This is a genomic window from Caenimonas soli (assembly GCF_013155545.1).
In the GTDB taxonomy this organism is placed as follows: Bacteria; Pseudomonadota; Gammaproteobacteria; order Burkholderiales; family Burkholderiaceae_C; genus Ramlibacter; species Ramlibacter soli.
This window is the reverse complement of sequence record NZ_JABJVV010000007.1, coordinates 59,525-83,347: the sequence shown is the minus strand read 5'-3', so window position 1 is coordinate 83,347 and position 23,823 is coordinate 59,525. Positions and strand designations below refer to the sequence as shown.

At 66.0% G+C, this 23,823-nt stretch carries 24 protein-coding genes and 1 tRNA gene; 21 read left to right on the top strand and 4 right to left on the bottom strand.

The genetic code is table 11. The features are described from left to right. Positions 1-14 precede the first annotated feature (14 nt). The 6 genes from iscU to HNE04_RS12335 are packed head-to-tail and all read left to right on the top strand — an operon-like array spanning position 15 to position 4,414. Entirely contained in the window at positions 15-401 is a 387-nt protein-coding gene (gene iscU, locus HNE04_RS12360; RefSeq protein WP_172219277.1) for a Fe-S cluster assembly scaffold IscU, read from the top strand. 7 nt (positions 402-408) lie between these two features. Then, the gene (iscA, locus tag HNE04_RS12355; RefSeq protein ID WP_172219275.1) at positions 409-732 is read left to right on the top strand and encodes an iron-sulfur cluster assembly protein IscA; all 324 of its coding nucleotides are present in this window, start codon (positions 409-411) and stop codon (positions 730-732) included. Beyond that, positions 729-1,247 (top strand): Fe-S protein assembly co-chaperone HscB, encoded by a 519-nt coding sequence (hscB, locus tag HNE04_RS12350; protein ID WP_172219273.1) that lies wholly within the window; start codon positions 729-731, stop codon positions 1,245-1,247. Before iscA ends, hscB begins: the two co-directional genes overlap by 4 nt. Before the next feature lie 4 nt (positions 1,248-1,251). Then, a complete protein-coding gene (gene hscA, locus HNE04_RS12345) occupies positions 1,252-3,111 on the top strand; it encodes a Fe-S protein assembly chaperone HscA (RefSeq protein ID WP_172219271.1) in 1,860 nt (619 codons plus the stop codon). Next, the gene (fdx, locus tag HNE04_RS12340) at positions 3,111-3,449 is read left to right on the top strand and encodes an ISC system 2Fe-2S type ferredoxin (protein WP_172219269.1); all 339 of its coding nucleotides are present in this window, start codon (positions 3,111-3,113) and stop codon (positions 3,447-3,449) included. The genes hscA and fdx overlap by 1 nt, the downstream gene beginning before the upstream one ends. Further along, positions 3,446-4,414, top strand: coding sequence for a Bug family tripartite tricarboxylate transporter substrate binding protein (locus tag HNE04_RS12335; RefSeq protein WP_172219690.1), 969 nt, complete (start codon positions 3,446-3,448; stop codon positions 4,412-4,414). The genes fdx and HNE04_RS12335 overlap by 4 nt, the downstream gene beginning before the upstream one ends. A 2-nt stretch (positions 4,415-4,416) precedes the next feature. Here HNE04_RS12335 and HNE04_RS12330 read toward each other — a convergent pair whose 3' ends face one another. Both HNE04_RS12330 and HNE04_RS12325 read right to left on the bottom strand, forming a co-directional pair. Continuing rightward, entirely contained in the window at positions 4,417-5,682 is a 1,266-nt protein-coding gene (locus HNE04_RS12330; RefSeq protein ID WP_407926600.1) for an alpha/beta hydrolase, read from the bottom strand. Next, positions 5,679-8,339 carry a tannase/feruloyl esterase family alpha/beta hydrolase gene (locus tag HNE04_RS12325; protein WP_172219265.1) on the bottom strand — a complete coding sequence of 887 codons (2,661 nt, stop codon included), beginning with the start codon at positions 8,337-8,339 and terminating at the stop codon, positions 5,679-5,681. The genes HNE04_RS12330 and HNE04_RS12325 overlap by 4 nt, the downstream gene beginning before the upstream one ends. A gap of 117 nt (positions 8,340-8,456) precedes the next feature. On the opposite strand from HNE04_RS12325, the gene HNE04_RS12320 reads away from it, so the two are divergent. From HNE04_RS12320 to HNE04_RS12310, 3 genes are all read left to right on the top strand, one after another. Next, complete coding sequence (locus HNE04_RS12320; RefSeq protein WP_172219263.1) at positions 8,457-9,413, top strand: LysR family transcriptional regulator; 957 nt, start codon at positions 8,457-8,459, stop codon at positions 9,411-9,413. 9 nt (positions 9,414-9,422) lie between these two features. Next, positions 9,423-10,142, top strand: a complete 720-nt coding sequence (dnaQ, locus tag HNE04_RS12315; RefSeq protein ID WP_172219261.1) for a DNA polymerase III subunit epsilon — start codon at positions 9,423-9,425, stop codon at positions 10,140-10,142. A gap of 26 nt (positions 10,143-10,168) precedes the next feature. Further along, positions 10,169-10,243 (top strand) — tRNA-Val (locus HNE04_RS12310). Positions 10,244-10,329: 86 nt separating this feature from the next. Here HNE04_RS12310 and HNE04_RS12305 read toward each other — a convergent pair. Together HNE04_RS12305 and HNE04_RS12300 are read right to left on the bottom strand one after the other, a co-directional pair. After that, positions 10,330-10,995 carry a TetR/AcrR family transcriptional regulator gene (locus tag HNE04_RS12305; protein WP_172219259.1) on the bottom strand — a complete coding sequence of 222 codons (666 nt, stop codon included), beginning with the start codon at positions 10,993-10,995 and terminating at the stop codon, positions 10,330-10,332. Between the two features lie 31 nt (positions 10,996-11,026). After that, positions 11,027-11,839, bottom strand: a complete 813-nt coding sequence (locus tag HNE04_RS12300; RefSeq protein ID WP_172219257.1) for an enoyl-CoA hydratase/isomerase family protein — start codon at positions 11,837-11,839, stop codon at positions 11,027-11,029. 148 nt (positions 11,840-11,987) lie between these two features. Here HNE04_RS12300 and HNE04_RS12295 point away from each other — a divergent pair, with 148 nt between their 5' ends. The 12 genes from HNE04_RS12295 (at position 11,988) to HNE04_RS12240 (ending at position 23,823) form a co-directional block, all read left to right on the top strand. Continuing rightward, positions 11,988-13,208 (top strand): cytochrome P450, encoded by a 1,221-nt coding sequence (locus tag HNE04_RS12295; RefSeq protein WP_172219255.1) that lies wholly within the window; start codon positions 11,988-11,990, stop codon positions 13,206-13,208. A 2-nt stretch (positions 13,209-13,210) separates the two neighbouring features. Next, entirely contained in the window at positions 13,211-13,429 is a 219-nt protein-coding gene (locus HNE04_RS12290; RefSeq protein WP_172219253.1) for a ferredoxin, read from the top strand. Continuing rightward, positions 13,426-14,217, top strand: coding sequence for a citryl-CoA lyase (locus HNE04_RS12285; RefSeq protein WP_172219251.1), 792 nt, complete (start codon positions 13,426-13,428; stop codon positions 14,215-14,217). Before HNE04_RS12290 ends, HNE04_RS12285 begins: the two co-directional genes overlap by 4 nt. 1 nt (position 14,218) lies before the next feature. Further along, entirely contained in the window at positions 14,219-15,301 is a 1,083-nt protein-coding gene (locus HNE04_RS12280; RefSeq protein ID WP_172219249.1) for a CaiB/BaiF CoA transferase family protein, read from the top strand. A gap of 2 nt (positions 15,302-15,303) precedes the next feature. Continuing rightward, positions 15,304-16,428, top strand: coding sequence for an acyl-CoA dehydrogenase family protein (locus HNE04_RS12275; RefSeq protein WP_172219247.1), 1,125 nt, complete (start codon positions 15,304-15,306; stop codon positions 16,426-16,428). Beyond that, positions 16,425-17,681, top strand: coding sequence for an NAD(P)/FAD-dependent oxidoreductase (locus tag HNE04_RS12270; RefSeq protein WP_172219245.1), 1,257 nt, complete (start codon positions 16,425-16,427; stop codon positions 17,679-17,681). The genes HNE04_RS12275 and HNE04_RS12270 overlap by 4 nt, the downstream gene beginning before the upstream one ends. Positions 17,682-17,787: 106 nt before the next feature. Next, positions 17,788-19,338 (top strand): class I adenylate-forming enzyme family protein, encoded by a 1,551-nt coding sequence (locus HNE04_RS12265; protein ID WP_172219243.1) that lies wholly within the window; start codon positions 17,788-17,790, stop codon positions 19,336-19,338. Between the two features lie 15 nt (positions 19,339-19,353). Further along, the gene (locus HNE04_RS12260) at positions 19,354-20,508 is read left to right on the top strand and encodes an ABC transporter substrate-binding protein (protein WP_172219241.1); all 1,155 of its coding nucleotides are present in this window, start codon (positions 19,354-19,356) and stop codon (positions 20,506-20,508) included. 19 nt (positions 20,509-20,527) lie between these two features. Next, entirely contained in the window at positions 20,528-21,391 is an 864-nt protein-coding gene (locus HNE04_RS12255; protein WP_172219239.1) for a branched-chain amino acid ABC transporter permease, read from the top strand. 8 nt (positions 21,392-21,399) lie between these two features. Continuing rightward, positions 21,400-22,407, top strand: coding sequence for a branched-chain amino acid ABC transporter permease (locus HNE04_RS12250; RefSeq protein ID WP_172219237.1), 1,008 nt, complete (start codon positions 21,400-21,402; stop codon positions 22,405-22,407). After that, positions 22,404-23,138: an ABC transporter ATP-binding protein gene (locus HNE04_RS12245; protein WP_172219235.1), complete on the top strand. Its 735-nt coding sequence runs from the start codon at positions 22,404-22,406 to the stop codon at positions 23,136-23,138. The genes HNE04_RS12250 and HNE04_RS12245 overlap by 4 nt, the downstream gene beginning before the upstream one ends. Continuing rightward, a complete protein-coding gene (locus HNE04_RS12240) occupies positions 23,125-23,823 on the top strand; it encodes an ABC transporter ATP-binding protein (protein ID WP_172219233.1) in 699 nt (232 codons plus the stop codon). The genes HNE04_RS12245 and HNE04_RS12240 overlap by 14 nt, the downstream gene beginning before the upstream one ends.

Below are 23,823 nucleotides of genomic sequence, written 5' to 3'. Positions count from 1 at the left end.
ACCAGGAGAAAACCATGGCCTATTCTGAAAAAGTCGTTGATCACTACGAGAACCCCCGCAACGTCGGCTCCTTTGAAAAGGGCGATGAATCCGTCGGCACCGGCATGGTGGGCGCGCCCGCTTGCGGCGACGTGATGAAGTTGCAGATCAAGGTGAACCCGAAGACCGGTGTCATCGAGGATGCCCGCTTCAAGACCTACGGCTGCGGCTCGGCCATCGCCTCCAGCTCGCTCGTGACCGAGTGGGTGAAGGGCAAGACGCTGGACCAGGCCGCTGCGCTGAAGAACAGCCAGATCGCCGAGGAACTGGCTTTGCCGCCGGTGAAGATCCACTGCTCCATCCTGGCCGAAGACGCCATCAAGGCGGCCGTGGAAGACTACAAGAAGAAGCACACGCACTGATCCGGCAATGGCTATCTCACTGACAGAAGCAGCAGCAAGGCACGTCACCCGCTACCTCGGCAAACGCGGAAAAGGCGTGGGCGTGCGGCTGGGCGTGAAAACCACGGGGTGCTCGGGCTTGGCTTACAAGCTCGAGTACGTGGATGAGGTCGCGCCCGAGGACATCGTGTTCGAAGACCACGGCGTCAAGGTGCTGATCGACCCCAAGAGCCTTGCCTACATCGACGGCACTCAGCTCGATTTCGTGCGCGAGGGCCTGAACGAAGGCTTCAAGTTCATCAACCCGAACGAACGCGACCGCTGCGGCTGCGGGGAATCGTTCCGAGTGTGAATATCCAGTCCAGCGACTTCGAGCTGTTCGGGCTGCCGGAGCAGTTCGTGCAGGATCGGACCGCGATCGATTCGCGCTGGAAGGAACTGCAGCGCGAAGCCCATCCGGACAAGTTCGCGGCGCAGGGCCCGGCGGCGCAGCGGGTGGCCACGCAGTGGTCGGTGCGCATCAATGAGGCTTATCAGCGCCTGCGCAATCCGCTCAAGCGGGCTTCCTACCTGTGCGAACTGCGCGGATTCCCGATCAATGCCGAGAACAACACCGCCATGCCCAAGGACTTTCTGATGGAGCAGATGGCCTGGCGCGAAGCTCTGGAGGAAGCGAGCAGCGAGGTCGAACTCGACGCGCTGAACCACCAGTTGAACCAGGCCCGCAACCAGGCCTTGCATCGCATCGAACAGCTGCTGGACGAGAAAAACGACGCCAAGGGCGCGTCCCAGCAGGTCAGAGGCCTTATGTTCATTGAGCGCTTTGGGCACGACGTCGAGAATCGGCTCGAGCAACTGGGACAATAGCGCCATGGCACTTCTGCAAATATCCGAACCCGGCCAGGCGCCCGATCCGCACCAGCGGCGCATTGCCGTGGGCATCGACCTGGGCACCACGCATTCGCTGGTGGCGGCGGTGCGCAATGGCGTGGCCGAATGCCTGCCGGACGCGCAGGGCAGGGCGATCCTGCCGTCGGTCGTTCGCTACCTCGAGGACGGCGGTCGCCAGATCGGCTACGACGCCCAGGCGGCGCAGGCTGAGGATCCGGAGAACACGATCGCCTCGGTGAAGCGTTTCATGGGCCGGGGCCTGGCCGACATCGCCAACCGCGAGAAGCTGCCTTATCGCTTCAACGACAAGCCCGGGATGATTGCGCTCCAGACACGCGCCGGCGAAAAGTCGCCGGTCGAGCTCAGCGCCGAGATTCTCGCCACGCTGCGCTATCGCGCCGAAGATACGTTCAACGATGACCTCTATGGCGCGGTGATCACGGTGCCTGCGTACTTCGACGAAGCGCAGCGCCAGGCCACCAAGGACGCCGCGCAACTGGCAGGCATCAACGTGCTGCGCCTGATCAGCGAGCCCACGGCCGCGTCCATCGCCTACGGCCTGGACAACGCGAGCGAAGGCATCTATGCGGTCTATGACCTGGGCGGGGGCACCTTCGACATCTCGATACTGCGCCTGACCAAGGGTGTGTTCGAGGTGATCTCCACCGGAGGCGATTCGGCCCTGGGCGGCGACGACTACGACCGGGCACTGGCCGACTGGATGCTGGGCAAGGCGGGCCTGAAGGCCGCGGGCGCGAGCGACAAGGCAGCCATCAAGATGGCGGCGCGCGCGGCCAAGGAGCAACTGTCGTCATCGGAAGCGGTGGTGACGCAGCTGGGCTTGCAGGGAAATACCGCCGAGGTGACGATCCAGCGCAGCGACTTCGAAGCTGTCACGGCCGACCTGACGGCGCGCACCATGGCGGCAGTGCGCAAGACCTTGCGCGACGCCAAGCTGGCAAAGGACGAAGTGCAGGGCATCGTCCTCGTGGGCGGCTCCACCCGCATGCCGCAAATCTATCGCGCGGTTGCCGACTTCTTTGGCCGCGAACCACTCACCAACTTGAACCCGGATGAAGTGGTGGCCTTGGGCGCCGCGATCCAGGCCAATCAGCTGGCCGGCAACAACTCCAAGGGCGACCTGCTGCTGCTGGACGTGATCCCGCTGTCGCTGGGCATCGAAACCATGGGTGGCCTGGTCGAGCGCATCGTGCCGCGCAACGAGACCATTCCCACGGCCAAGGCCCAGGATTTCACGACCTATAAGGACGGGCAGACGGCACTGGCGCTGCACGTGGTGCAGGGCGAGCGCGACCTGGTGCAGGATTGCCGCAGCCTCGCGCGTTTCGAGCTGCGCGGCATCCCGCCCATGGCAGCCGGCGCCGCGCGTATCCGCGTGACCTTCACGGTGGATGCCGACGGTTTGCTCAGCGTGAATGCGCGCGAGCAGACCAGCGGCGTGGAAGCCCGCATCGACGTCAAGCCTTCCTACGGCCTGTCCGACGATGAGATCGCCAGGATGCTGCAGGAGAGCTTCACGACGGCCGAACAGGACATCAAGGCGCGCGCCCTGGGCGAGGCCCGGGTCGATGCCGATCGCATGCTGCTGGCGACGCAAAGCGCGCTGAACGCCGACGGCGCCCTGCTTGGCCCCGAGGAGCGCGCGCACATCGAGGCGCTGATGAAGCAGCTGCACAAGGTCGTGGCCGACAGCCATGACGCCGGCGTCATCGAAGCCGCGACGCAGGCCCTGGCCAAGGGCACCGAGTCCTTTGCGGCCGAACGAATGAACAACAGCATCCGCAAGGCGCTGTCCGGCAAGAACGTGGAAACCATCTGATGGCCATCATCAAAATTCTCCCGCACCCCGAATACTGCCCCAAGGGCGCGGAAGTGACCGTGCCAGCCGGCACCTCGATCTGCGAGGCGCTGCTGGACAACGACATCCACATCGAGCACGCCTGCGACATGAGCTGTGCCTGCACCACGTGCCACGTCATCGTGCGCGAGGGCTTCAACTCGCTCAACGAGATGGACGAGAACGAGGAAGACCTGCTCGATCGCGCCTGGGGCCTGGAGCCCAACTCGCGCCTGTCTTGCCAGGCCATCGTGGCCCAGAAGGACTTGACGGTCGAGATCCCGAAGTACTCGATCAACCACGCCAAGGAAGTGCACTGAAGCGTCGCGAGATTCTCGTCACGCTGGCGGGGCTGCCATTCGCCGCCGGCGCCCAGCAGCCGCAGCCTTGGCCGGCGCGTCCGCTGCGCATCATCGTCGCCTATCCCACGGGCGGCCTGAGCGACGGGGTGGCACGCGCATTGGCCGAGAAGCTCTCCGTGCAGCTCGGCGTGCCGGTGGTGGTCGAGAATCGGGCCGGGGCGGGCGGTGGCGTCGGAATGGAAGCCGTGGCCAAGGCCGCGCCCGATGGCTACACGGTCGGCTTTTCCGCGATCAGTCCGTTGGCGCTCAATCCGCACCTGGGCCGCACGAACTTCGACCCGGCGAAGGACATCGCTCCGGTGGCCAGCGTGATGTACACACCGGTGCTGGTCGTAGGCACGCCTGCATTCGAGGGCAAGAGCTTCGCCGACCTCCTCGCGCTAGCGCGGGCCAGGCCCGGGCAAATCCGCTGGGGCACGTCAGGGCAGGCGACCGTCGGCCACATGGTGCTCGAGCAGCTGAAAGCCGTGGCGGGCGTGGACATCACGCACATCCCCTACAAAGGCGGCGGTCAACAGCTCAACGACGCATTGAGCGGCCAGTTCGAGATACTGTCGACCAACGTCGCGGGCACACAGTTGCAACAGGTGAAGAGTGGCAAGTTCAAGGCCCTCGCGGTGGGCGCCCCAGGGCGCATCGAGGCGTTGCCCGATGTGCCGACCCTGGCTGAACTCGGCTTCGCATTGGCGAACCTGGTTTCCCTCTTCGGGATCTTCGCGCCCGGCCGCACGCCTGAAGCAGTCCTGTCGCGCCTGAACGCCGAGATCAACAAGGCCCTGCAGCTGGCGGACATCCGGAACCGCTTGATTGCCGCGGAAAACGTTCCAGCGGGGGGCAGCTCTGCCGAATTTGCGCGGCAGATCGCCGTGGAGTCCAACAACAACGCGCGAATCATCAAGGCCGCGAACATCCGGCTCGAGTGACGTCAGCGCGGCTGCTCGGACAGCGCCGGCTGTATCCTGCAGCCCGCCCCGTATCGCGCTTCATACGCCTTGCATGACAGCGCCAGTCCCTGCGCCGAAGGCTTGTCTCCGCGCTCCACCCAGGCCACTAACGCATCGAACAGGGCAGGGTACTGCGGCTCGCCCAGGTAGCTGTGCTCCTCCTCGTCGGTGAAGGCCTGCACCAGCCGTTGGGAAGCTCCGGCCGCGCGCACCAAGTCCCGGTACTCGAAAGCCAACGCCACGGAAGCGGTCGGATCCTTCGTGGCGTGCAGCCCCAGCACCGGCATCTCCAGCTTGCCTGAAGGGCGGCTGTCCTCGTTCAGCGCCTGCACCGCGCGCGCGTCGGCGGCATACCGCAACACGCCCGCGTTCAGCGCGACGTCGTCGGATGACCCTTGATAGCGGGTCTTCGTGTTGTCGAACGCGTTGCCGCCGAGGCGAACCGACAGATCCTGGAACAACCATGTCGCCCAGTTCAGGTGCCCGAGCAGCGAGCGCTCGGGGATGCCGACCACCTTGGTGATGGTTTCGAGGTTCGCTTTCTGGCGATCCGTTCGCTGCGCCGCCGGCTTACGCACGCCCGTGCATTCGTCCACGCGCTCGGCCAGCGCCTCGCGCGTCAGCGTCGCATTCGCTGGGAGGCCCTGCCACAGCGGGTATGCGGGTTCGTCGGGCCGGGGATGGTTATTGCACACGTACTGGTACACCACTCGCAGATCGAGCCGGAAGCCATACGCATGCACGCCACCGCCCAGAACGCCGCTGGTCAGCAGCGCGCCGTCGTAGCTGGACCGTCCATACATCTCGAGGCCTTTGGACGCCACGCCGGCGCCATAGCTCTGGCCGTGCAGCAAGGTACGGCGCGGTGCGCCGAAGTGCTCGTTGAACAGCAGGCGGAGCCGCTCCGTATCCTGCGCCGCCATGGTCACCCCGTAGCCGCCCCGCCGGTAGGTCGAGCCGGCCCATGCATAGCCGGCCTTGACAGTGACGGCCCAGCGCTTGAGGTCTTCGGCGCTGCGCTGCAGACGCGGGGCGCCCAGCTCGGGACCGCCATGCGCATGCAGAACCAGCACCCGGTTCCAGTCCTTCGGTATGGCGATCCAGTAGCCCGCGCCTTCAGCGTCGTGGCCGTTGAAGCAGCGCGTCCCGGCCGGCAGACGCTCCGGGCAAGCCGACGGCTGGGGCGCGGCCTCGGCCTGTGAACCGAGGAGCAACGCGCACGTCCATGCGAAGAGGGCGCGCTTCATCGCAGGAGACCCAGCTCGAAGTAGCCGGACGAGGTGAAGCCGTACAAGCCCCCGTTGAACAGGAATGCGCCCGAGAGCCCGCCGGACGAGGCATGCGCGCCGACCACCGGGGTGTTGTAGCTCAGCGATCCTGATGCCAGCGTCGTCACCACCGACGTGCCCGCGATTGTTGCACTGTTGTTGTTTCCGTTCGTGCCGACCGCCAGGTAAACGCCATCGGCGCTACCCGAGCTGAAGGTGGCCTGCTTCGCGTACAAGCGCATGCCATAGCTCGTCGCCGATTCGCGCACCAGGTAGAGCGGAACAGGGTTGCCGTTGACCATGCCGGCGACCACGGAGCCGGTCGACGTGCCGCCGGTGGTAGGAGTGGAGCCGCTGGTGGTAGAGGTGAGCATCGCTTCCGAGGCCCGGCGGGCGCCGTCGTACGCCAGATAGCCTTTGCGCGTGGGCGAGCAGGTCGACGAGAAGGCGATGAAGCCGTTGGTCGCGTCCTGGCAGGTTTGCCAGGTGCCGGCGTCGCGGATCTTGCCAGCCGCGTTGTACGCAGTGGCTGCGCCGCCCGCACCGTAGTGGATGCCGACCACGTTGTAGTCGAAGGCGATGTCCTCGAACGGCTTGGTTCCTGCTTTGGTCTGGAACAGGTTCTGGAACGCCACCAGGGGCAGGAACGTGCTGCCGGAAGGCGCGGCCACACCGCCATGCACGATACCGCCCGATCCCAGTGTGAACATCGCGCCGTTCTCGCCGCTGCTGTAGGTGCAGTTGCCTTGCGGTACCAGCACGCCGCTGCGCTGGCTCCCGGCGGTGCGCTGCAGGCTGACGTCGAAGGTCACCGTGTAGCGCAGCTGCGTGGGGTCCACCGTCAGTGTCAGCTCTTCGCCGTAGGCATCGCCACCCTTGTAGGCCGTGACGGCGGCAGGCAGGTTGGCGCAGGCCAGGGCATTGGGCGTTTCGGTACTGCAGCTGTAGTTGATGGCCGCATCCAGGCTGCCGCTGCCCTTGTACTTGGGCCAGGCCGGATACTGGCACAGCGGCCGCGTGCGGCCGAACGTCTGGGCCACGGTGTCATAGGCCACGCCGGTGCCCGGCGCCACGCCCTTTTCGACCCAGTTTTCCACGGCGGCAAGCGAATCCCAGGCGGGGATGAAGACGCCGGTGCCGTGGCCCATGCCGGGCACGGTGTAGAAGCGCACGCCCTGGCTCACGGCATCCTGGCCCACGGTGGTGATCACGCGCTGGTAGTAGTCGATGGTCGAGTTGGGGCTGACCACTTCATCCGCCAGGCCGTGCAGCAGGATCAGGCGCCCACCTTTGGACAGGAAGGGTGAGAGGTTCGAGTCCAGCGCATCGGTCAATTCCGAAACCGCTGTCACGCGGCTGGTCCAGGGCCCCGGGTCGTAAGGATCAAAGGTCAGCGAATCGATGCCCGCGTCCCGCGTGACGAAGTACTTCACCCACTGGTCGCCGGTGACGTACATGTTGGCATCGGCCGTCGTGGCGGGGTTGCCGGGGGTGCGGCGGGTGCCGAGGTCGCGAGTGGTGTACGGCCCCGCCACGAGCGCGCCTTCCAGGATGTTGTACCCGCCGGAGCGGCTCACGCCGTTGGCCAGCGAGTAGCGAGTGAGTTCCAGCGGCGACTCGATCGCCTGGATGGTGGCCAGTTGGGCATCCGACAGGCAGCTGTCCCCATTGTCGGTGCCGCCCGTGCAGCGCAGCGAGGCGAGAATCTGCGCATTGAGCTGCCTGCAGCTTTCCACGTTGCTGACGATGCCGTCGATCGCACCGTCGAGCCGGTCGCAAGTTCGCCGGACCGTGTCCTGCACCAGCAGTGTCTTGTTCACGTTGACCCAGCCCGCGCCGCCATTGAGATAGAGCGCGCGTCCCACCACCACGTTGGACAGCCGCAGGCCGGTGTAGTTGAGCGCCGGCTCGTTGGCGATGACGCCGTCATAGTCGGCCGGCCAACGCTGGATGTAGCCGAGCGCATCGCGGCCGCCCGTGGAGGTTCCCAGGAAGTAGGCTTTCGCGGGCGCCTTGCCGTAGCGGGCCTGGAGCAGGTGCATCGCGACGTCGCGGGTTTTCTTGAGCGACTGTGCGCCATAGTTGGCCAGCGATTCGTCGTTGGCGGCGAACCGGCCGTCGGTGATGCTGGAGCTCTGATGCCCGCCGTCGTCGCCGTAGGTCGCGTAGCCCAGTGTCAGTGGCGCTGGCTTTTCCAGCGGGCCAAAGCGTATGGTTTCGGTGCCGTCGATCAGCCGGCCGTTGAATCCTCCACCCCCGAAGTGGATGGCCTTGCCGTTCCAGGCCGTCGGAAGATTCACGGCGAACGTGATGTCGGGGGCGCCGGTGTCGACGGGCTTGATCAGGCCGCGCACCCGGCAGTGCTCGCCGTAGGCGTTGCCCGCACCGCTGGCGACGAAGGTCGCGGTCATGACGATGGCGCCGCCGGTGGGCAGGGTGAGCTGCGAAGCGGCAAGGCTCATGCCTTTGACGGATTCGCAAAAGGCCGCTGGGTCGACCTGCTGGGTTTCGTTGGCGGTGCCGGGCTCGGGTGTGAGAGCAGCGGTTTCGCCGTCGCCACTGCCGCCGCAGCCGGCGATTGCCAGGCAGAGGGCGAAAGCGATGGCGGGCCACGCCGTTTGGAATCGGATGCGCATGATGTCTCCAACATTTATGGTTGCCCGCCCGGGGCGGCAGGCTGTGCATGCGCAATGTCGGTGGCAGCCAGGTGTATGTCAAATATACTAAGAAGGCGTTTTCAATATCTTATTAATATGACATTCGAGCTGCGCCATCTGCGCTATTTCCTGGCGGTAGCTGATACCGGACACGTGACCCGGGCGGCCGAGCAGCTGGGTATCCAGCAGCCGCCGCTGAGCATCCAGATCCGCGCGCTCGAGAAGCAGCTGGGCCTGCCGCTGTTCCATCGGCGGCCACGCGGCATGGAGCTGACCGATGGCGGGCGCCTGTTCCTGGCCGACGCGCGCCGCATCCTGGCGGACGTGGCCGCCACGCAGCATCGGATGGAACGCGTGGCGCGCGGCGAGCAGGGCGAGCTGGCGATCGGCTTCACCAGTTCAGCGGCCGCCCACACGTTCACTCCGGAAGCCTTGCGTGTCTGCCGCAAGGAACATCCCGACATCCATCTGGACCTGAGCGAGCACAACGCCGCCGAACTGACCGAGGCGCTGGCCGCGGCCAAGCTGCACTGCGCGCTGCTGCGCGTGCCGGTGGCCCGCCCCGAAGGCATCGCTTTCGAAACCCTGCTGCGCGAGCCGGTGGCGGTGGCGCTGCCCATCGACCATCCCCTGGCCCGGAAAAGTGGCGCCAAGCGGGTGCTGGCGCTGGACGAGCTGCGCGAGGAGAGCTTCATCCTGGTGCGCCGACCCGGCGCGCCGGGGCTGTACGGCAACCTCATCGCGCTGTGCGAGGAGCGCGGCTTCCACCCGCGTATCGCGGCCGAAGTCGATCGCATGATGACGAACGTCAACCTGGTAGCGGCCGGCGCCGGCATCTCTATCGTCCCCGCGTCCATGCAGGGCATGCAGCCGGACGCCGTCGCCTATTTCCCGCTGGCCGAAAGCGCGCGGCTGGATGCGCCCCTCACCCTGGCCTGGCGCGAGGCCGACTTCACGGGCCCGACCAAGACCTTCATCGGCCTGCTGAGAAAGATCGCGCGCCGCTACCGTCCCGGAAAAGCAATGACGGTGGCGAAGCGCGCTCAAGCATAATCCCACCCCATGCGCCAGATCGTTCTCGACACTGAAACCACAGGCCTGTCCGCAGAAGGCGGCGACCGCATCATCGAAATTGGCTGCGTGGAGCTGGTCGCCCGCAAGCTGACCGGCAACAACAAGCACTTCTACCTGAACCCCGAGCGCGACAGCCATGAGGATGCGCTGAAGGTTCACGGCATCAGCAACGAGTTCCTGCGCGACAAACCCAAGTTCGCCGCGGTCGCCGAGGAGCTGATGGAATACCTCGCGGGTGCGGAAATCATCATCCACAACGCCGCATTCGACGTCGCTTTCCTCAACAAGGAACTGGAACTGGTGGGCAAGCCCCTGTTCAAGACGCATGTGGGCCAGGTCACGGACACCTTGGCCATGGCCAAGGAGATGTATCCCGGCAAGCGCAACAGCCTGGACGCCCTGTGCGACCGCCTGGGCGTGGACAATTCCAGCCGCACGCTGCACGGCGCCTTGCTCGATGCGGAGTTGCTGGCGGACGTGTACATCAACCTCACGCGCGGCCAGGATGCCCTGCTGATCGACATCTCCTCCAGCGATACGGTGGGCGGCATCGTGACGCGGGTGGACCTGACGGCCTTCACGTTGCCGGTACTGCTGGCGAGCGACCAGGAAACCGCGGCTCACGAGGAAGTGCTCAAGCAGCTCGATAAGGCCAGTGGCGGCAAGACGCTCTGGCGAATCCAGACGGTGCCAATGCCTGTGGCATAATCGCAGGCTTTCCTGCAATAGGAAACGGGTGATTAGCTCAGCGGTAGAGCACTGCCTTCACACGGCAGGGGTCGCAGGTTCAAACCCTGCATCACCCACCAATGGATTCAACGACTTACGGCACTTTCGAGTGCCGTTGCCATGTGGGGTTCGAAGCCAGCGGGGACGATCTCCGCCAACGCAGCGCTCACGGTGCTGCAGCGCGCAAGAGCGGGGGCAAAGCGCTTTCGGTCGATCGAGGCTTAGCGCCAACCATCCCGAGTACGAGCGTGACATAGTTGTCGGCGACCGCTTCGGGCGTGAACCTGCCACGCGGGGAATACCACAGGAGAGTAGAGCGACAGAGTGAGACGACCGCCATCCGGGTGATCGATACGTCGAGAAAATCGAATTCGCCGGAGGCTTTCCCCGCTTCGAGGCAGTCCCCCACGATCGCCTCGAGTTCGTCCCGGATCTTGACGATCTGCTTTCTCTGGGCGGGGGTCAAGGAATTGAACTCGCGATTCGCGACGAGTGAGGCCTTGTACATGCGCGCGGGCAGCGCGACGTACGCGTGAACAAGGCGGCTCAGCAGCTCAGTGGGGGAGCCGCCTTGGGAGGCGAGTTCACGCAGCCGCTCTCGCAAGTTTTCCGCCACAGCCAGGATGATCGAAAAAAGCAGGTCCTCCTTTGCCGCGAAGTGCACGTACACCGCTGCGGGACTGAGCTTTGCGCGTTTGGCAATGTCTCGCGTATTGGACGCGTGAAAGCCATCGCGCCAGAAGCACTCCACGCCCGCCAGCAGGAGACGGCGGACGGTCGCGCTGTCCACTCTTTTCTGGAAAAGCTCGGTCAGGGTAACGTAGGACGGCATGGCAGGTATTGTGCAGAAAAATGCGCCAGGGTCAGAACGCGCTGTGCGTCGGGAAATTCGGCTTGCGCTTCTCGCGGATGGCGGCCAGGCCCTCCTTCAGCTCCGGGCCGGTGAAGCCGTGGAATTCAAAGGCAAGCGAAGCATCGAAGATCGGCCCGGCCATGCGCAGCCAGTGGTTCATCGTGTACTTGGTGAGGCGGATGGCGGTTGGCGGGCCTTCCGCCAGCGTGCTTGCGATTTCGAGCGCCTTGGCCTGCACCTCGCCATCGTCGACGGCCAGGGACACGAGGCCGATATCGGCGGCTTCCTGGCCCGACAGCGTCGTGCACATGAGAAGGTGATATTTCGCTCTCGCCATTCCGCACAGCAGCGGCCAGATGATCGCCGCGTGATCGCCCGCCGCCAGCCCAAGGCGCGTATGGCCGTCGATGAGCTTGGCGGTCTTGCTCACCACCGAAATGTCCGATAAAAGCGCGCATACGAGGCCGCCGCCCACGGCAGGCCCGCGTACCGCGGAGATGATCGGCTTGGTGCAGTTGATCATGTTGTAGACGACGTCCCGCGCCTCTCGCAGGTTCTTCATGCGCACCTCGTGTTCGGCGATCATGCCGTCGACCATCTCGAAGTTGCCGCCGGCGCAGAACGCGTCGCCGGCGCCGGTAAGAATCACCGACGCCACCGAGTCGTCATAGGAAATGTCGTGCCACACGCGGACCATTTCCGGGTGCATCACCTCGTCGATCGAGTTCTTTTTGCCGGGGTTGTCCAGCGTCACGCGCAATACGCGTGGGTGGGGGCGATCAAAGCGGAGGCGGCGGTAACCGTCGTAAACGGAATCGGGCATGTCGAATTCTCCAGTAAAGCTTTGCGGGTTGGCCGCCCGCGGCGGTTGACGCGTCGCGCCGGCAGGCATATTATAAGCACGCGCTTAGCATTTACTGAGCGACCGCTTAGAGCCGGAGCGGCCTCCGATTTCCGGCAAGGAGACCCAGATGACCACCGCGCTTGTCAACGACGACCTGCTCGACGACGAGATCGTCCAGAACCCGTCGCCGTACTACGCGACGCTGCGCGAGCAGTTCCCCTGCTACTGGAACGAACGCTGGCGCGGCTGGGTGCTCAGCCGTTACGACGACGTCTACACCACGCTGCACAGCCCCAAGTTCCTTGCCGACCGCATCACGCCGTGGTACCAGAAGCGGCTGAGCGAGGCCGAGCGCGAGCGCTACAAGGTGACCTATGAGGCGTTGCACTCGTTCGTGGTCTTCACCGACCCGCCGGATCACACGCGCCTGCGCCGCATTTTCAGCCGCGCATTCACGCCCAAGGCCGTCCAGACCATGCGCGCCATCACCGAGGACATGGTCCGCTGGCACCTGGACCAGTGGGAGGCCGGCAAGACAATCGACCTCAACGCTGAGTTCGCTTACCCGCTTCCGGCCAACGTGATCTCGACCATCATCGGCGCGCGCCGGGAGGACCTGGACAAGCTGCAGCATTGGGCGGAAGCCATCACGACCCTGCTGCTCGCCGGCGTCGGTGACGACACGCGGCTGGACCGTGCCCAGGACGCGCTCATCCAGTTCAAGGCCTATCTTAAGGAGCTGTACGACGAGCGCATCGACAATCCGCGCAACGACATGATGAGCTGGCTCATGGAGGTGCAGCGCACCGACCCGCTTCTCACCGTGGACGACGTGCTGCATTCCTGCATCATCCTGCTCAACGCGGGGCACGAGACGACGCAGACCCTGATCTGCAACACGCTCACCACGCTGCTGGAGCTGCCTGAGCAGTTCGAGTTCCTGCGCAACAACCCGCAGAGCATGAGGACGGCGATCGAAGAGGGGCTGCGCTTCAACGGGCCGCTCAAGGGCACCATCCGGCTGGCCGGTGAAGACATGGAAATCCACGGCCAGAAGATCCGCAAAGAGGACCGGATCCTCCTGCTGATGGGCGCGGCAAACCGCGACCCGGCGAAGTTCCAGGACCCAGAGCGCTTCGTGGCCACCCGCGACCCCAACCCACACCTGTCGTTCAGCCACGGCATTCATTTTTGCCTGGGTGCGCCGCTCGCGCGCATGGAGGCCGAGATCGCCTTCAACGAGATCCTGCGCCGTTTTCCGAAGATGGAGGTCAAGAGCGACATTCGCTGGGAGCCTCGCATCCTCGGTCGCAGCATCGAAGCGCCCATTTACCTGCAGCTGGGGTAAGCATGACCCAGCGCAAGTTGATCGCGGTACGCATCGACCCGAACCTCTGCGTCGGCTCGGGCATGTGCGTTTCGTCGTATCCGGACAAGTTCGCGTTCCAGCCCGATGGCCATGCCCGGTACATCTCGCCGGAGCTCGACGAAGCCGCCGCGCGCGAGGCCGAGGAGATGTGCCCGGTGTCGGCCATCTCTCTCGTTTTTGATGAAGGGGAACAGCAATGAGCGCTACGCGCGACAAGTGGCGCACGGCCATCTCCTATGGCGACAAGCATTCGGTGGTGCTGCGCGGCTACGACCTCGCGGAACTGGTTGGCAAGGTGTCCTTCGCCGAAGCGTTCCTGCTGCTGGCCACAGGCGAACTGCCGCCGCCCGGCCATGCGAAGCTGCTGGACGCCATGATGGTCTCCGTGCTGGATCACGGCATCGTGCCGTCGAGCATCGTGACGCGCTACCTCGCTTCCGCCGGCTCGCCGATCCAGGCGGCGGTCGCCGGCGGCGTCATGGCCTTCGGCGACACCTACGGGGGCGCGTGCGAGCAACTGGGTGAGCAACTCGCGGCGCACGTTCCGGAAATCCGCGCAGGGCGCGAAACGCAGGAGCAGGCAGCCAGCGCGATCGTGAAGCACTTTTTCTCGCAAGGCCGCAAGGTGCCGGGCTACGGGCATGCGCTGCATCCCGAAGGGGATCCGCGGGTGCCGCGCCTGTACCGCATTGCCGACGCCAACGGGGTAACAGGCGACTACTCGCGCCTTGCGCTTGCGATGGAAGACGCGCTCCTCAAGGTGAAAGGCCGCAAGCTGCCGATGAATCAGGACGGCGCGCTGGGTGCGTTGGGACTGGACATGGGATTCGACTGGCGCCTGTTGCGCGCGCTGGCCTTCATGCCCCGCAGCGCCGGCTTGGCCGTTCACGCGCTGGAGGAGATGACGCGCGAGGCGGGATGGCGCCACGTGCCCGACGAAGAGATCACCTACGACGGCCCGCCGCGGCGGCCGCTGGGGAGGGATTGAATTGGCCGCCGTCCTCACGGGGCTGAAGGTCGTGGAGTTCACGCACATGGTCGCGGGGCCGTCCTGCGGGCAAGTGCTGGCGGACCTCGGCGCAAGCGTCATGAAGGTCGAGCCGCCGCAAGGTGACATCACGCGCCGCATGGGTCCGATGGCGGGCGATGTCGCCGCGCTGTACGCATCGACGAATCGCAGCAAGGACGTGGTGCTGCTCGACATCACCGTACCCGAGCAGGCGCATCGAGCGCGCGCGCTAGCAGTCAAAGCCGACGTCGTGATCTCCAACCTCGCGCCCGCCATGCTCAAACGCGCGGGGCTGGACAGCGCTACGCTGCGCGCAGTGCAGCCGCGCCTGATTACGGTGCTCGTGACGGGCTTCGGCGCGGGCGGGCCTGCAGGCACCGACGGGCTCGCCCAGGCGTCGACGGGCTTGATGAATTCCACCGGCCCGGTGTCAGGGCCGGGCTATCGCACGGGGGCCTCCGTCGTCGACGTGACCACCGGCGTCTGGGCGGCGCTCGGTGTGCTCGCCGCGCTCGAGAACCGCCGCCAGACGGGCGAGGGCGACGCCATCCAGATATCACTCGCCGACACGTGCCTGTACATGCAGTACCCGCAGATCGGCCTCTTCCATGCCGATCCCGCGTTTGCGCGGCGCAATGGCAATCATTCGACGGTCTCCTGCACGCCGATGTTCGACACTGCGGACGGGCGGCTTCTCACGACGGTGCTGACCAGCAGGCACTGGCAGGCCCTGTGCCGCACGGCGGGCCGCGGCGACTGGGCGGAGCATCCCGACTTCGCCACCAATGAACAGCGCTGCGCCGCGCAGCCCCGCATCGAGGAGATGTTCGGCCCCGCGATGCGCACGAAGTCGCGCGCTGAGTGGACGGCGCTGCTGCGCGCCGCGGGCGTGCCATGTGGTCCCGAGCGCAGCTATGCCGAGGTGCTGCGCGACGAGGAATTGCTTCAACGCGGGATGTTGTTCCGCCTGGGGGAGGTCATGCACGTGCGCATGCCACTCGAATTCGAAACCACACAGCGTGGCGAACCGCGCCCTCCACCCGGCTTGCCGCAGCAGGACTGACCGTGCAAGACAACAATCGCTTCGCTTCCACGACGCGCGAACGCGCCCTGTTCGAGCAGGCCGAGAAAGTGGCTGCCGCGCATCCTAGGCCCAAGGGGCGCCCGTTCGACGCGGGCGAGCTGCGCGCGATCTTCCGGGAACTGGCGCCGACGGGCTATCTCGCATCGACCCTACCGCCTGAAGAAGGCCGCCACGGGCTGGACGTGCTCGAATTTTCTGCACTCGTTGAAGGCTTGTCGCCGCAACTGGCCCTGTTGGGCAATCACAGCGTGCAGCGCTATCTGCACCAGTTTGCAAGCCCTGGCCAGCAAGAGCGCTTCATGCCTTCGCTGCTGGAAGGCGAGGGCATCGGCGCGATCGCGATGACGGAGACGCATGCCGGTTCGGACCTCGAGCGCATGACGACCACGGCCCGCCGTGCCGGAGATGTGTACGTGATCGACGGCGAGAAGACCTGGGTGACGCACGGCCTGGCCGCAACCATGATCGTTGTGCTCGCGCGCAGCGAAGTCGGCTTGACCCGCTTCCTCGTTCCTGGCGACACACCCGGACTCACGCGCGAGGCGCTCGAGCCCGTCGGTCTGCGCCACCTCGGGTTCGCGCGATTGACGTTCCGCGGGTGCGAGATTCCCGCCGAGCTGCGCCTGGGCGCCGAAGGCGAGGGACTGAAGGGAACGAAGTCTGCTTTTCCCATCGCGCGCGTGCTTGCCGCACTGCAGGCTTTCAGGATTGCACGCGCGGCCCTCGACATTGCGCGCGACTACGCGGGCGTGCGCGTGGCGGCCCGCACACCGCTGGCTTCGAGCTCGCTCGTTCAGCATGGGCTCGCACAACTCGTGGCCCGGTGTGAGGCGGTGCGGCTGTTGTGCCTGAAGGTGGCCGGCGAGCTGGCGGGCGCGGATAGCGTGGCCATGGCTTCGGCTGCGAAGGCGCTCGCGGGCGAACTGGCCCTGGACGCCTGCCGATGGACCGAAGACTTGCTGGGCTCGTCGTCCCTGCATGCCTCGCATCCGCTGGCGGAGCTTTCCGGAGACGCCCGAATGATGGCCGTGGTGGACGGCACGTCGGTCCTGAACCACCTGGTCGTGGCGCGGCGCCTGCTACCCCAGGAAGGAACCAGGCGATGACAGAGCCGCGCGTCATCATCGGCGCCAGCCACGCGGGCTCTGAGCTCGCCGCCAAGTTGCGGCAGCTCGACCCCTCGGTGCCCGTGCTGCTTCTGGGGGACGAGCCGGTGCTGCCCTACCAGCGCCCACCTCTGTCGAAGACATGGCTAGGCGATCCGAACGCAGCTATCGATCCGCTCCTCATCCGCAACGCAGCGGCCTATGAGGCGGCAGGAATCGCTGTGCGTCCCGGCGCCCGTGTGTCGGCCATCGACCGCGCGGCCGGGCGTATCGTGCTCGAATCCGGCGAGTCCATCGCCTACTCGCAGTTGGCCATCGCCACCGGAGCGCGGGCGCGGCGGCTTGCGCTCCCCGGCGCCGAACGCGCGGAACAGGCGCCGAACGTCCATTGCCTGCGCACACTCGCCGACGCACAGCGGCTGCGCCCCCAGTTGGAAGAAGGCGCGCGCATCGTCGTGATCGGCGGCGGCTACATCGGCCTGGAACTCGCTGCGCTGTCGATCAAGCGCGGGCTCAAGGTCACGGTGCTGGAGGCGCAACCGCGCGTGCTCTCTCGCGTGACGGCAGCACAGTTGTCGGCCTTCTACGAGAAGGTCCATCGCGACGCGGGCGCGGACGTGCGCACGGGCGTGCAGGTGGAAGGGTTTGAATTCGCCTCCAACGGATCAGTAAGCGGCGTGCTGTGGAAAGATGCAGCCGGTGGCCACGGCTGCACGCAAGCCGAGATCGTGGTCGCGGGCGTGGGCGTGATGCCCAATGTCGAACTCGCGCAAGCCGCCGGCCTCACGTGTTCGCACGACGGCATCATAGTCGACGAGCTGTGCCGCACGTCCGACCCCGCGATCGTCGCGGCCGGCGACTGCACCAGCCGACCCGTGCCGGGCCACACCGGCCACTTCCGCATCGAAAGCGTGCCCAACGCCGCCGAACAGGCGCGCACTGCCGCGGCGACCTTGTGCGGACAACACCAGCCTTGCCACGGCGTGCCCTGGTTCTGGTCGGATCAATATGACCTGAAATTGCAGATGGTGGGCCTCTCGCGCGGGCATGACGCCGTCGCGATCCGGGGCGACATGGCGGCCCACGCGTTCACGGCGTTCTACCTGAGAGGCGGAGTCATCATTGCGGCGGACGCCGTCAATCGCCCCGCCGAATTCATGCTGGCCAGGAAGTGGGTCGCCGCGGGAGTGCGGGTGGACCCTGATGCCCTCGCCGATCTCTCAGTCGAGCTGAAAAGGCTGGTGGCGGCATGAGGCGCAATCACCCCCTGCGGGTAGACGCTGTTGACAGCGCGCGCACCTCCTCGCCAGAATCACAGCAAGCCGATAAGCGGGCGCTTAGTTAGCCAGGATGTCCCCCATGCCCATCGCCCCGTCTCCCCACGTCACCTGCCTCGCCGACCTCGTTCGCGTGGCCGTGCAGCGCGACCCGAACGCCATTGCCATCGAACACGACCGCGGACGGCTCACGTACGCGCAGTTCTGGGACGGCGCCGTGCGCCTCGCGAATTCGCTGCTGGCGCGCGGCCTGAAAACCGGTGACCGCGTCGCGCTGTTCGCGCAGAACAGCCCCGAATACCTGCAAAGCTACATCGGCCTGCAACTGGCGGGGCTGGTGGCTGTGCCGGCCAATTACCGCCTCACCCCGCCCGAGCTTTCCTACCTTCTGGACAACTCCGGCGCAAAGGGGCTTCTCATCGGCGCGGAGTACCTGGGTCACTTGAAGACCCTCCGCGAAACCGGCAAGCGCGTGCCGGGCGTATCCATCGTTTACGGTCCCGCCAGCGATCATGAACACGCGTTCGAGCGCGCGATCGCAGGTGCGGCTGCGACGATTCCGCCGCGCGCGTTCGGCCTGAACGATCCGGCGGCGATCTTCTACACGTCGGGAACGACCGGGTTTCCCAAGGGTGCGGTGATGAGCCACGCAGTGATCCTCTCGCGCTTTGCTTCCTGGGGCTGGCGCTACGGCATCACCGAGGAGGAGGTCACGCTCGTGCCGGGGCCGATCTTCCACCAATCGTTCGGCTCGGTCTCGCTCATCACGCTGGCCGTGGGTGGCAAGGTGGTGCTTCGACGCGATTTTTCCCCCGAGCGTTCGCTCGACGACATGCAGACGTACGGCATTACGTGGGCGTTCCTGGTGCCCACCATGCTGGCTGCGCTGGTGAGCGCGGCCGGCAACGCGGGCCGCACGCTCGAGCTGCCGCGGCTGCGCGGCCTCATGAGCTCGGGCTCGCGCTTGCAGCTGTCGACGGTCGAAGGTTTCGAGGCCGGCTTTCCGCGCGCACGCCTGTCGGACACTTATGGTTGGACTGAGAGCGGCTGGATCACGTACTGCCCGCACGAGGAAATCCTCGCCAGCGACCGTTCGCTCGGCCGCCCGTCCTTTGGTTGCGAGATCGCGATTCTCGACGAGAGCGGGGAGGAAATGCCGCGCGGCCGCGAAGGCGTCATCCACGCCTGCAATCCAGTGCCCTTCCTGGGCTACCACGAGAATGAGGACGCCACGCGCGCCATGCGCACGGGCCGGTGGGAGACCGGCGGTGACATCGGTTTTATCGACGAGCGGGGCTTCCTGCACATCCTCGACCGCAAGAAGGACTTGATCGTCTCCGGCGGCGAAAACGTCTATCCCGCCGAGATCGAGCGCGTGCTCGCCGAGCATCCCAAGGTCTACGAGGTCGCAGTGGTCGGCGTGCCCGACGAGAAGTGGGGCGAGTCGCCCCGCGCCTGCGTCGTGGTCCTGCCCGGCGAGACACTCACGATTGAAGAAGTCGTCGACTTCTGCAGCAGCCGTCTCGCCCGCTACAAGCACCCGAGGTCGCTGTTCACTCTGGATGCCTTGCCGCGCAACAGCATGGGCAAGGTACTGCGCAGGGAGTTGCGAGAACAGTTCTGGAACGTCTAGAAAGGACTAGAAGACATGAATTACCGAAACATTGCGCGCCTCGGCGCGATGACCCTGGCCGGCTTCGCGCTGGCTACTTCCTGCTTCGCGCAGACCATCAAGCTCGGCATGGTCAACAGCCTGACGGGCCCGCACTCGAGCTTCGACCTGCCGGCCAGTGAAGGCGTACTGATGGCCGTGGACGAGATCAACAAGCGCGGCGGCGTCACCGTCAAGGGGCGAAAATACACGCTTGCAGCGGTCTCGGAGGACGCGCAGTCCAAGCCCGAGTTCGCGGTGGCGGGCGCCCAGCGCCTGCTGCGCGATGACGACATCAAGGTCATCTTCGGGGTGCTTACCAGCGGCCCTGGCATGGCCGCGGCGACGCTGTTCTCGAAGAACGAGGTGCTGTACTTCGGCGGCTTCACGCTCATGGACACGCTGCTGGGCAAGCCCGGTGCCGACATCATGTTCCGCACGCTGAACAACGACGCCACGGTAGCCAAATCGTTCGTCCCCACGAGCGTGAAGGAGCTGGGCCTGAAGAAGGTCGGCATCATGCTGCCCAACGAGGACGTGAGCCGCAGCATCGTCGCCATCTACAAGCCGCTGCTGGAAGCGAACGGCGTGCAGGTGTCGATCGTCGAGTATTTCCAGCCTGACACGCAGGACTTCGCGCCAGTGCTGCGCAAGTTCCAGAACCAGGGGCTGGACGGCATGCTGACCGGCACCAACGACGCGCTGGTCGAGGCGATCCTGCGCCAGGCGACGGAACTGGGCGGCCTGCCCAAGAAGTTCATGTACCGCGGCGGCTCCGGCGCGCCGGCGATCAAGTATGCCAAGGCGGTGGATGGCTTCACGTGGCAGATTCTCACGCGCGACCTGGACAACACGTCCGACCCGAAGGTCAAGGGTTGGATCGAGCGCTACAAGGCGTTCACCAAGAAGGACGTCTCGCCCAACACTTACTGGGCCCTCACGTTCTATGACACCGTGTTCATGATGACCCGCGCGATGGAGGAGGTCGGCTCGACCACCGACATCAAGGCGATAACGGCGAAGGTGAAGGACATGAAGTACGATGGCGTTCGCACCATGCGTTTCGACAAGGACGGCCGCGCGCAGTCCGACATCGATATCGGGATGCTTAAGGACGGCAAGGTCACCTCCGTGCGCGCAAGCGCGCTGTAGGGCAGGACGGCGCACCGGCATGGATCTCGTCCAGACGTTGCTCGACGGCCTGATGGTCGGCGGGCTCTATGCCACCGTCGCCATCGGCGTGACGCTGGTGTTCGGGATCATGGGGATCCTGAATTTCGCCCACGGCCAGATGGTGATGCTCGGCGCGTACACGGCGTTCTTCGTCGTATCCGCCGGGTTCGGTTTCTGGCCGGCGCTGCTGATCGGCATGGTCGCGATGGGCGCACTCGGGCTCCTGCTCGAACGCGTGGTGTTTCGCTTCACGCTCACCGATCACATGCAGGGACTGACCGCGTCCCTGGGCCTCATCATGGTTATCGAGAACCTCGCCGCGGCGGCGTTCACTCCCGACCCGCGAACGTTCGACCCGCCGCTGCCGGGCAGCTTCCAGATCGCGGGGCTCACGCTGTCGTCGCAGCGCATGCTGGTACTCGGACTGGTCGTGCTGCTGGTCGTGGGCTGCTACCTGTTCCTGCAGAAGACGCGCATCGGCAAGGCGATCCGCGCCATGGGACAGAACCGCACGGGCGCCGCGCTCGTCGGTATCGAGATCTCGCAGGTCACCGCCGTGGTGTTCGTGCTGGGCAGCGCGATGGCCGGTGCTGCGGGCGTGCTGTACGGCAGCCTGTTCGCCATCACGCCCTACATGGCGGCCGCGCCGCTCATGAAAGGCTTCATCCTCACCGTGCTCGGCGGCCTCGGCAGTGTGCCGGGCGCCGTGCTCGCGGGCTTCCTGCTCGGCATCGCCGAAAGCCTGGGCTCGCGCTACCTATCGGCCTCGTTTCGGGACGGCTACGGCTTCATCCTCCTCATCGTCGCGCTGCTGTACTTCCCGCGCGGCTTGCTCGGCAAGCGGGGGAAAGTACGCGTATGAGCGCAGCCATGGAAACCACCGTCGCCGGGATGCCGCGCGCGAAGGCCACCTGGCGCGCGCGCGTCGCCAATGCGATACCGTGGGCCGGTTGGATGTGCCTTGCGGTGCTGCTGGCGATCCCGATGATGGGCGGCTCGCGCTTCATCGTCTACCTTGGCACGCTCATCGCGCTGCAGGCCGCGCTCGCGACCTCGCTCAACATCGTGATCGGCTACGCCGGCCAGTTCGCGATGTCGCATGCGGCGTTCTACGGCTTTGGGGCGTATGCGTCTGCGCTGCTGGTGGCGTCGCTCGGCTTGAATTTCTGGATCGCCATCCCGCTTGCGATGCTTGCTGCCGGCGTGCTGGCCGCGGTGATCGGCTATCCGGCGCTGCGTTATACGGGCGGCGTCCACCTGGCGCTGCTCACTTTCGCGTTCGGCGAACTCGCGCGACTCGTAGCCGCCAACTGGCACGAGCTCACCGGTGGGCCGATGGGCATGCGCGTCATGTATGCGCCCGCGCCGCTCGCCGGCATCGACCTGTCGTCGGCGAAGGGCATGTACTGGCTCGCGGCGGGGATGCTGCTCGCCTGCCTGCTGGTCTCGGTCTTCATCCAGCATTCGCGCTTCGGCCGCGGGCTGGTCGCGGTGCGCGAGGACGAGACGCTCGCGTCCTTCCTGGGCATCAACGTCGTGGGCTACAAGCTGGCCGCCTACGTTATCAGCTCGATGCTGGCCGCGATGGTTGGTTGCGCCTACGCGCCCATCATGAACTTCATCTCGCCCGACCTGCTGAGCGCGCACGAGACGATCTCGTTGATCGGCGTGCTGATCCTTGGCGGTATCGGAACCGTGGCGGGTCCCATCATCGGCACCCTCGTGTTCTTCGGCATCCCCGAGATGCTGCACGTGGCGCGGCTGTATCGGCTCGTCGTGCTGGGCGTGGTCATCGTGGTCGTGGTGCTATTCATGCCCAAGGGCGTGGCGGGCGTGCTGCGCGATCGTGTCGCGCGCTGGAAGCGGGGTGCCGCATGAGCGACATCGTCCTGCACATCGAGGGCGTGACGCAGCGTTTCGGTGGCCTGGTGGCCGTGCGCGACGTGAACCTGGAGTTGCCGCGCGGGGAGATCATCGGACTCATCGGGCCGAACGGCGCGGGCAAGACGACGCTGTTCAACGCGGTGAGCGGGTTCTTTCGTCCGACCGAAGGGCGCATCCGCTTCGAAGGACGCGACGTGACCGGCATGGCGCCGCACCAGCTCGCGCGCCTGGGGCTCGTACGTACTTTCCAGGGCGCGCGCGTGTTCCCCAAGCTCACCGTGCAGGAGGGTCTGCGCACGGCTGCGCACCTGCCGTCGGGCCGCGCGTCGGCGCGGCAGCCGGTGATCCGCGACGTGATGTCCGAACTGGGCCTGGAGCGCTACGCGCACGAACAGGCCTCGTCGCTGCCCAGCGGCATCATGCGCGTGCTGGGCATCGCGATGGCCATCCAGACCGGGGCCACCATGCTGCTGCTCGACGAGCCGGCCGCGGGGCTGAGCGCCGAGGAGCTCGCCAACCTCCAGCGCATCATCCGCAACGTGCATGCCGCGGGCGTGTCGGTGTGGGTGATCGAGCACAACCTGCATTTTCTCATGGGCCTCGTCTCGCGCGCTGTGGTGATCGACGCCGGCGCCGTGATCGCGGACGGATCGCCCGCCGAGGTCACGCGCGACCCGCGCGTCATCGAAGCCTATCTCGGAGCCCAGGCCCATGCTGTCGCTTGAGGATGTTCGCGTTTCCTACGGCGGCGTGCAGGCGGTGCGCGGCGTCTCCATGAAGGTCGAGCCCGGCCAGGTCGTCGGGCTCGTCGGCGCCAATGGCGCGGGCAAGACCAGCGTGCTCAATGCCATCTCCTCGCTCGTGCCCCGGACGGGGCGCGTGAGCTTCGAGGGCAAGGACTTCACTCGCAGCAGCACGGCCGAAATCGTGCGGCACGGCGTGATCCAGGTCGCGCAGGGGCGGCAGCTCTTTCCCGACATGACGGTGCTGGAGAACCTGGAGCTCGGCGCCTTCCTGCAGCCGCCGCAGCAGGTGAAAGGGGGCATCGAGAAGATGTTCGTGCAGTTTCCCGTGCTCAAGGAGCGGGCCGCGCAGCAGGCGGGCACGCTCTCGGGCGGCGAACAGCAGATGCTCGCGATGGCGCGCGCCCTCATGGGCCGCCCGCGCGTGCTGCTGGTGGACGAACCTTGCCTGGGCCTGTCGCCAAAGATGGTGAGCGTCCTTGGAAACGTCATTCGGCAAATCAATGCGGAGGGCATCTCGGTGCTCGTCGTCGAGCAGAACACGGCCTTCGTGTTCGGCCTTGCGCACTATGCCTACGTCATCGAGAACGGCTCGGTCGTTCTCGAGGGCGAGCCCGCCCAGTTGCAGCGCGACGACCGCGTGCGCAGCGCCTACTTGGGAATCTGA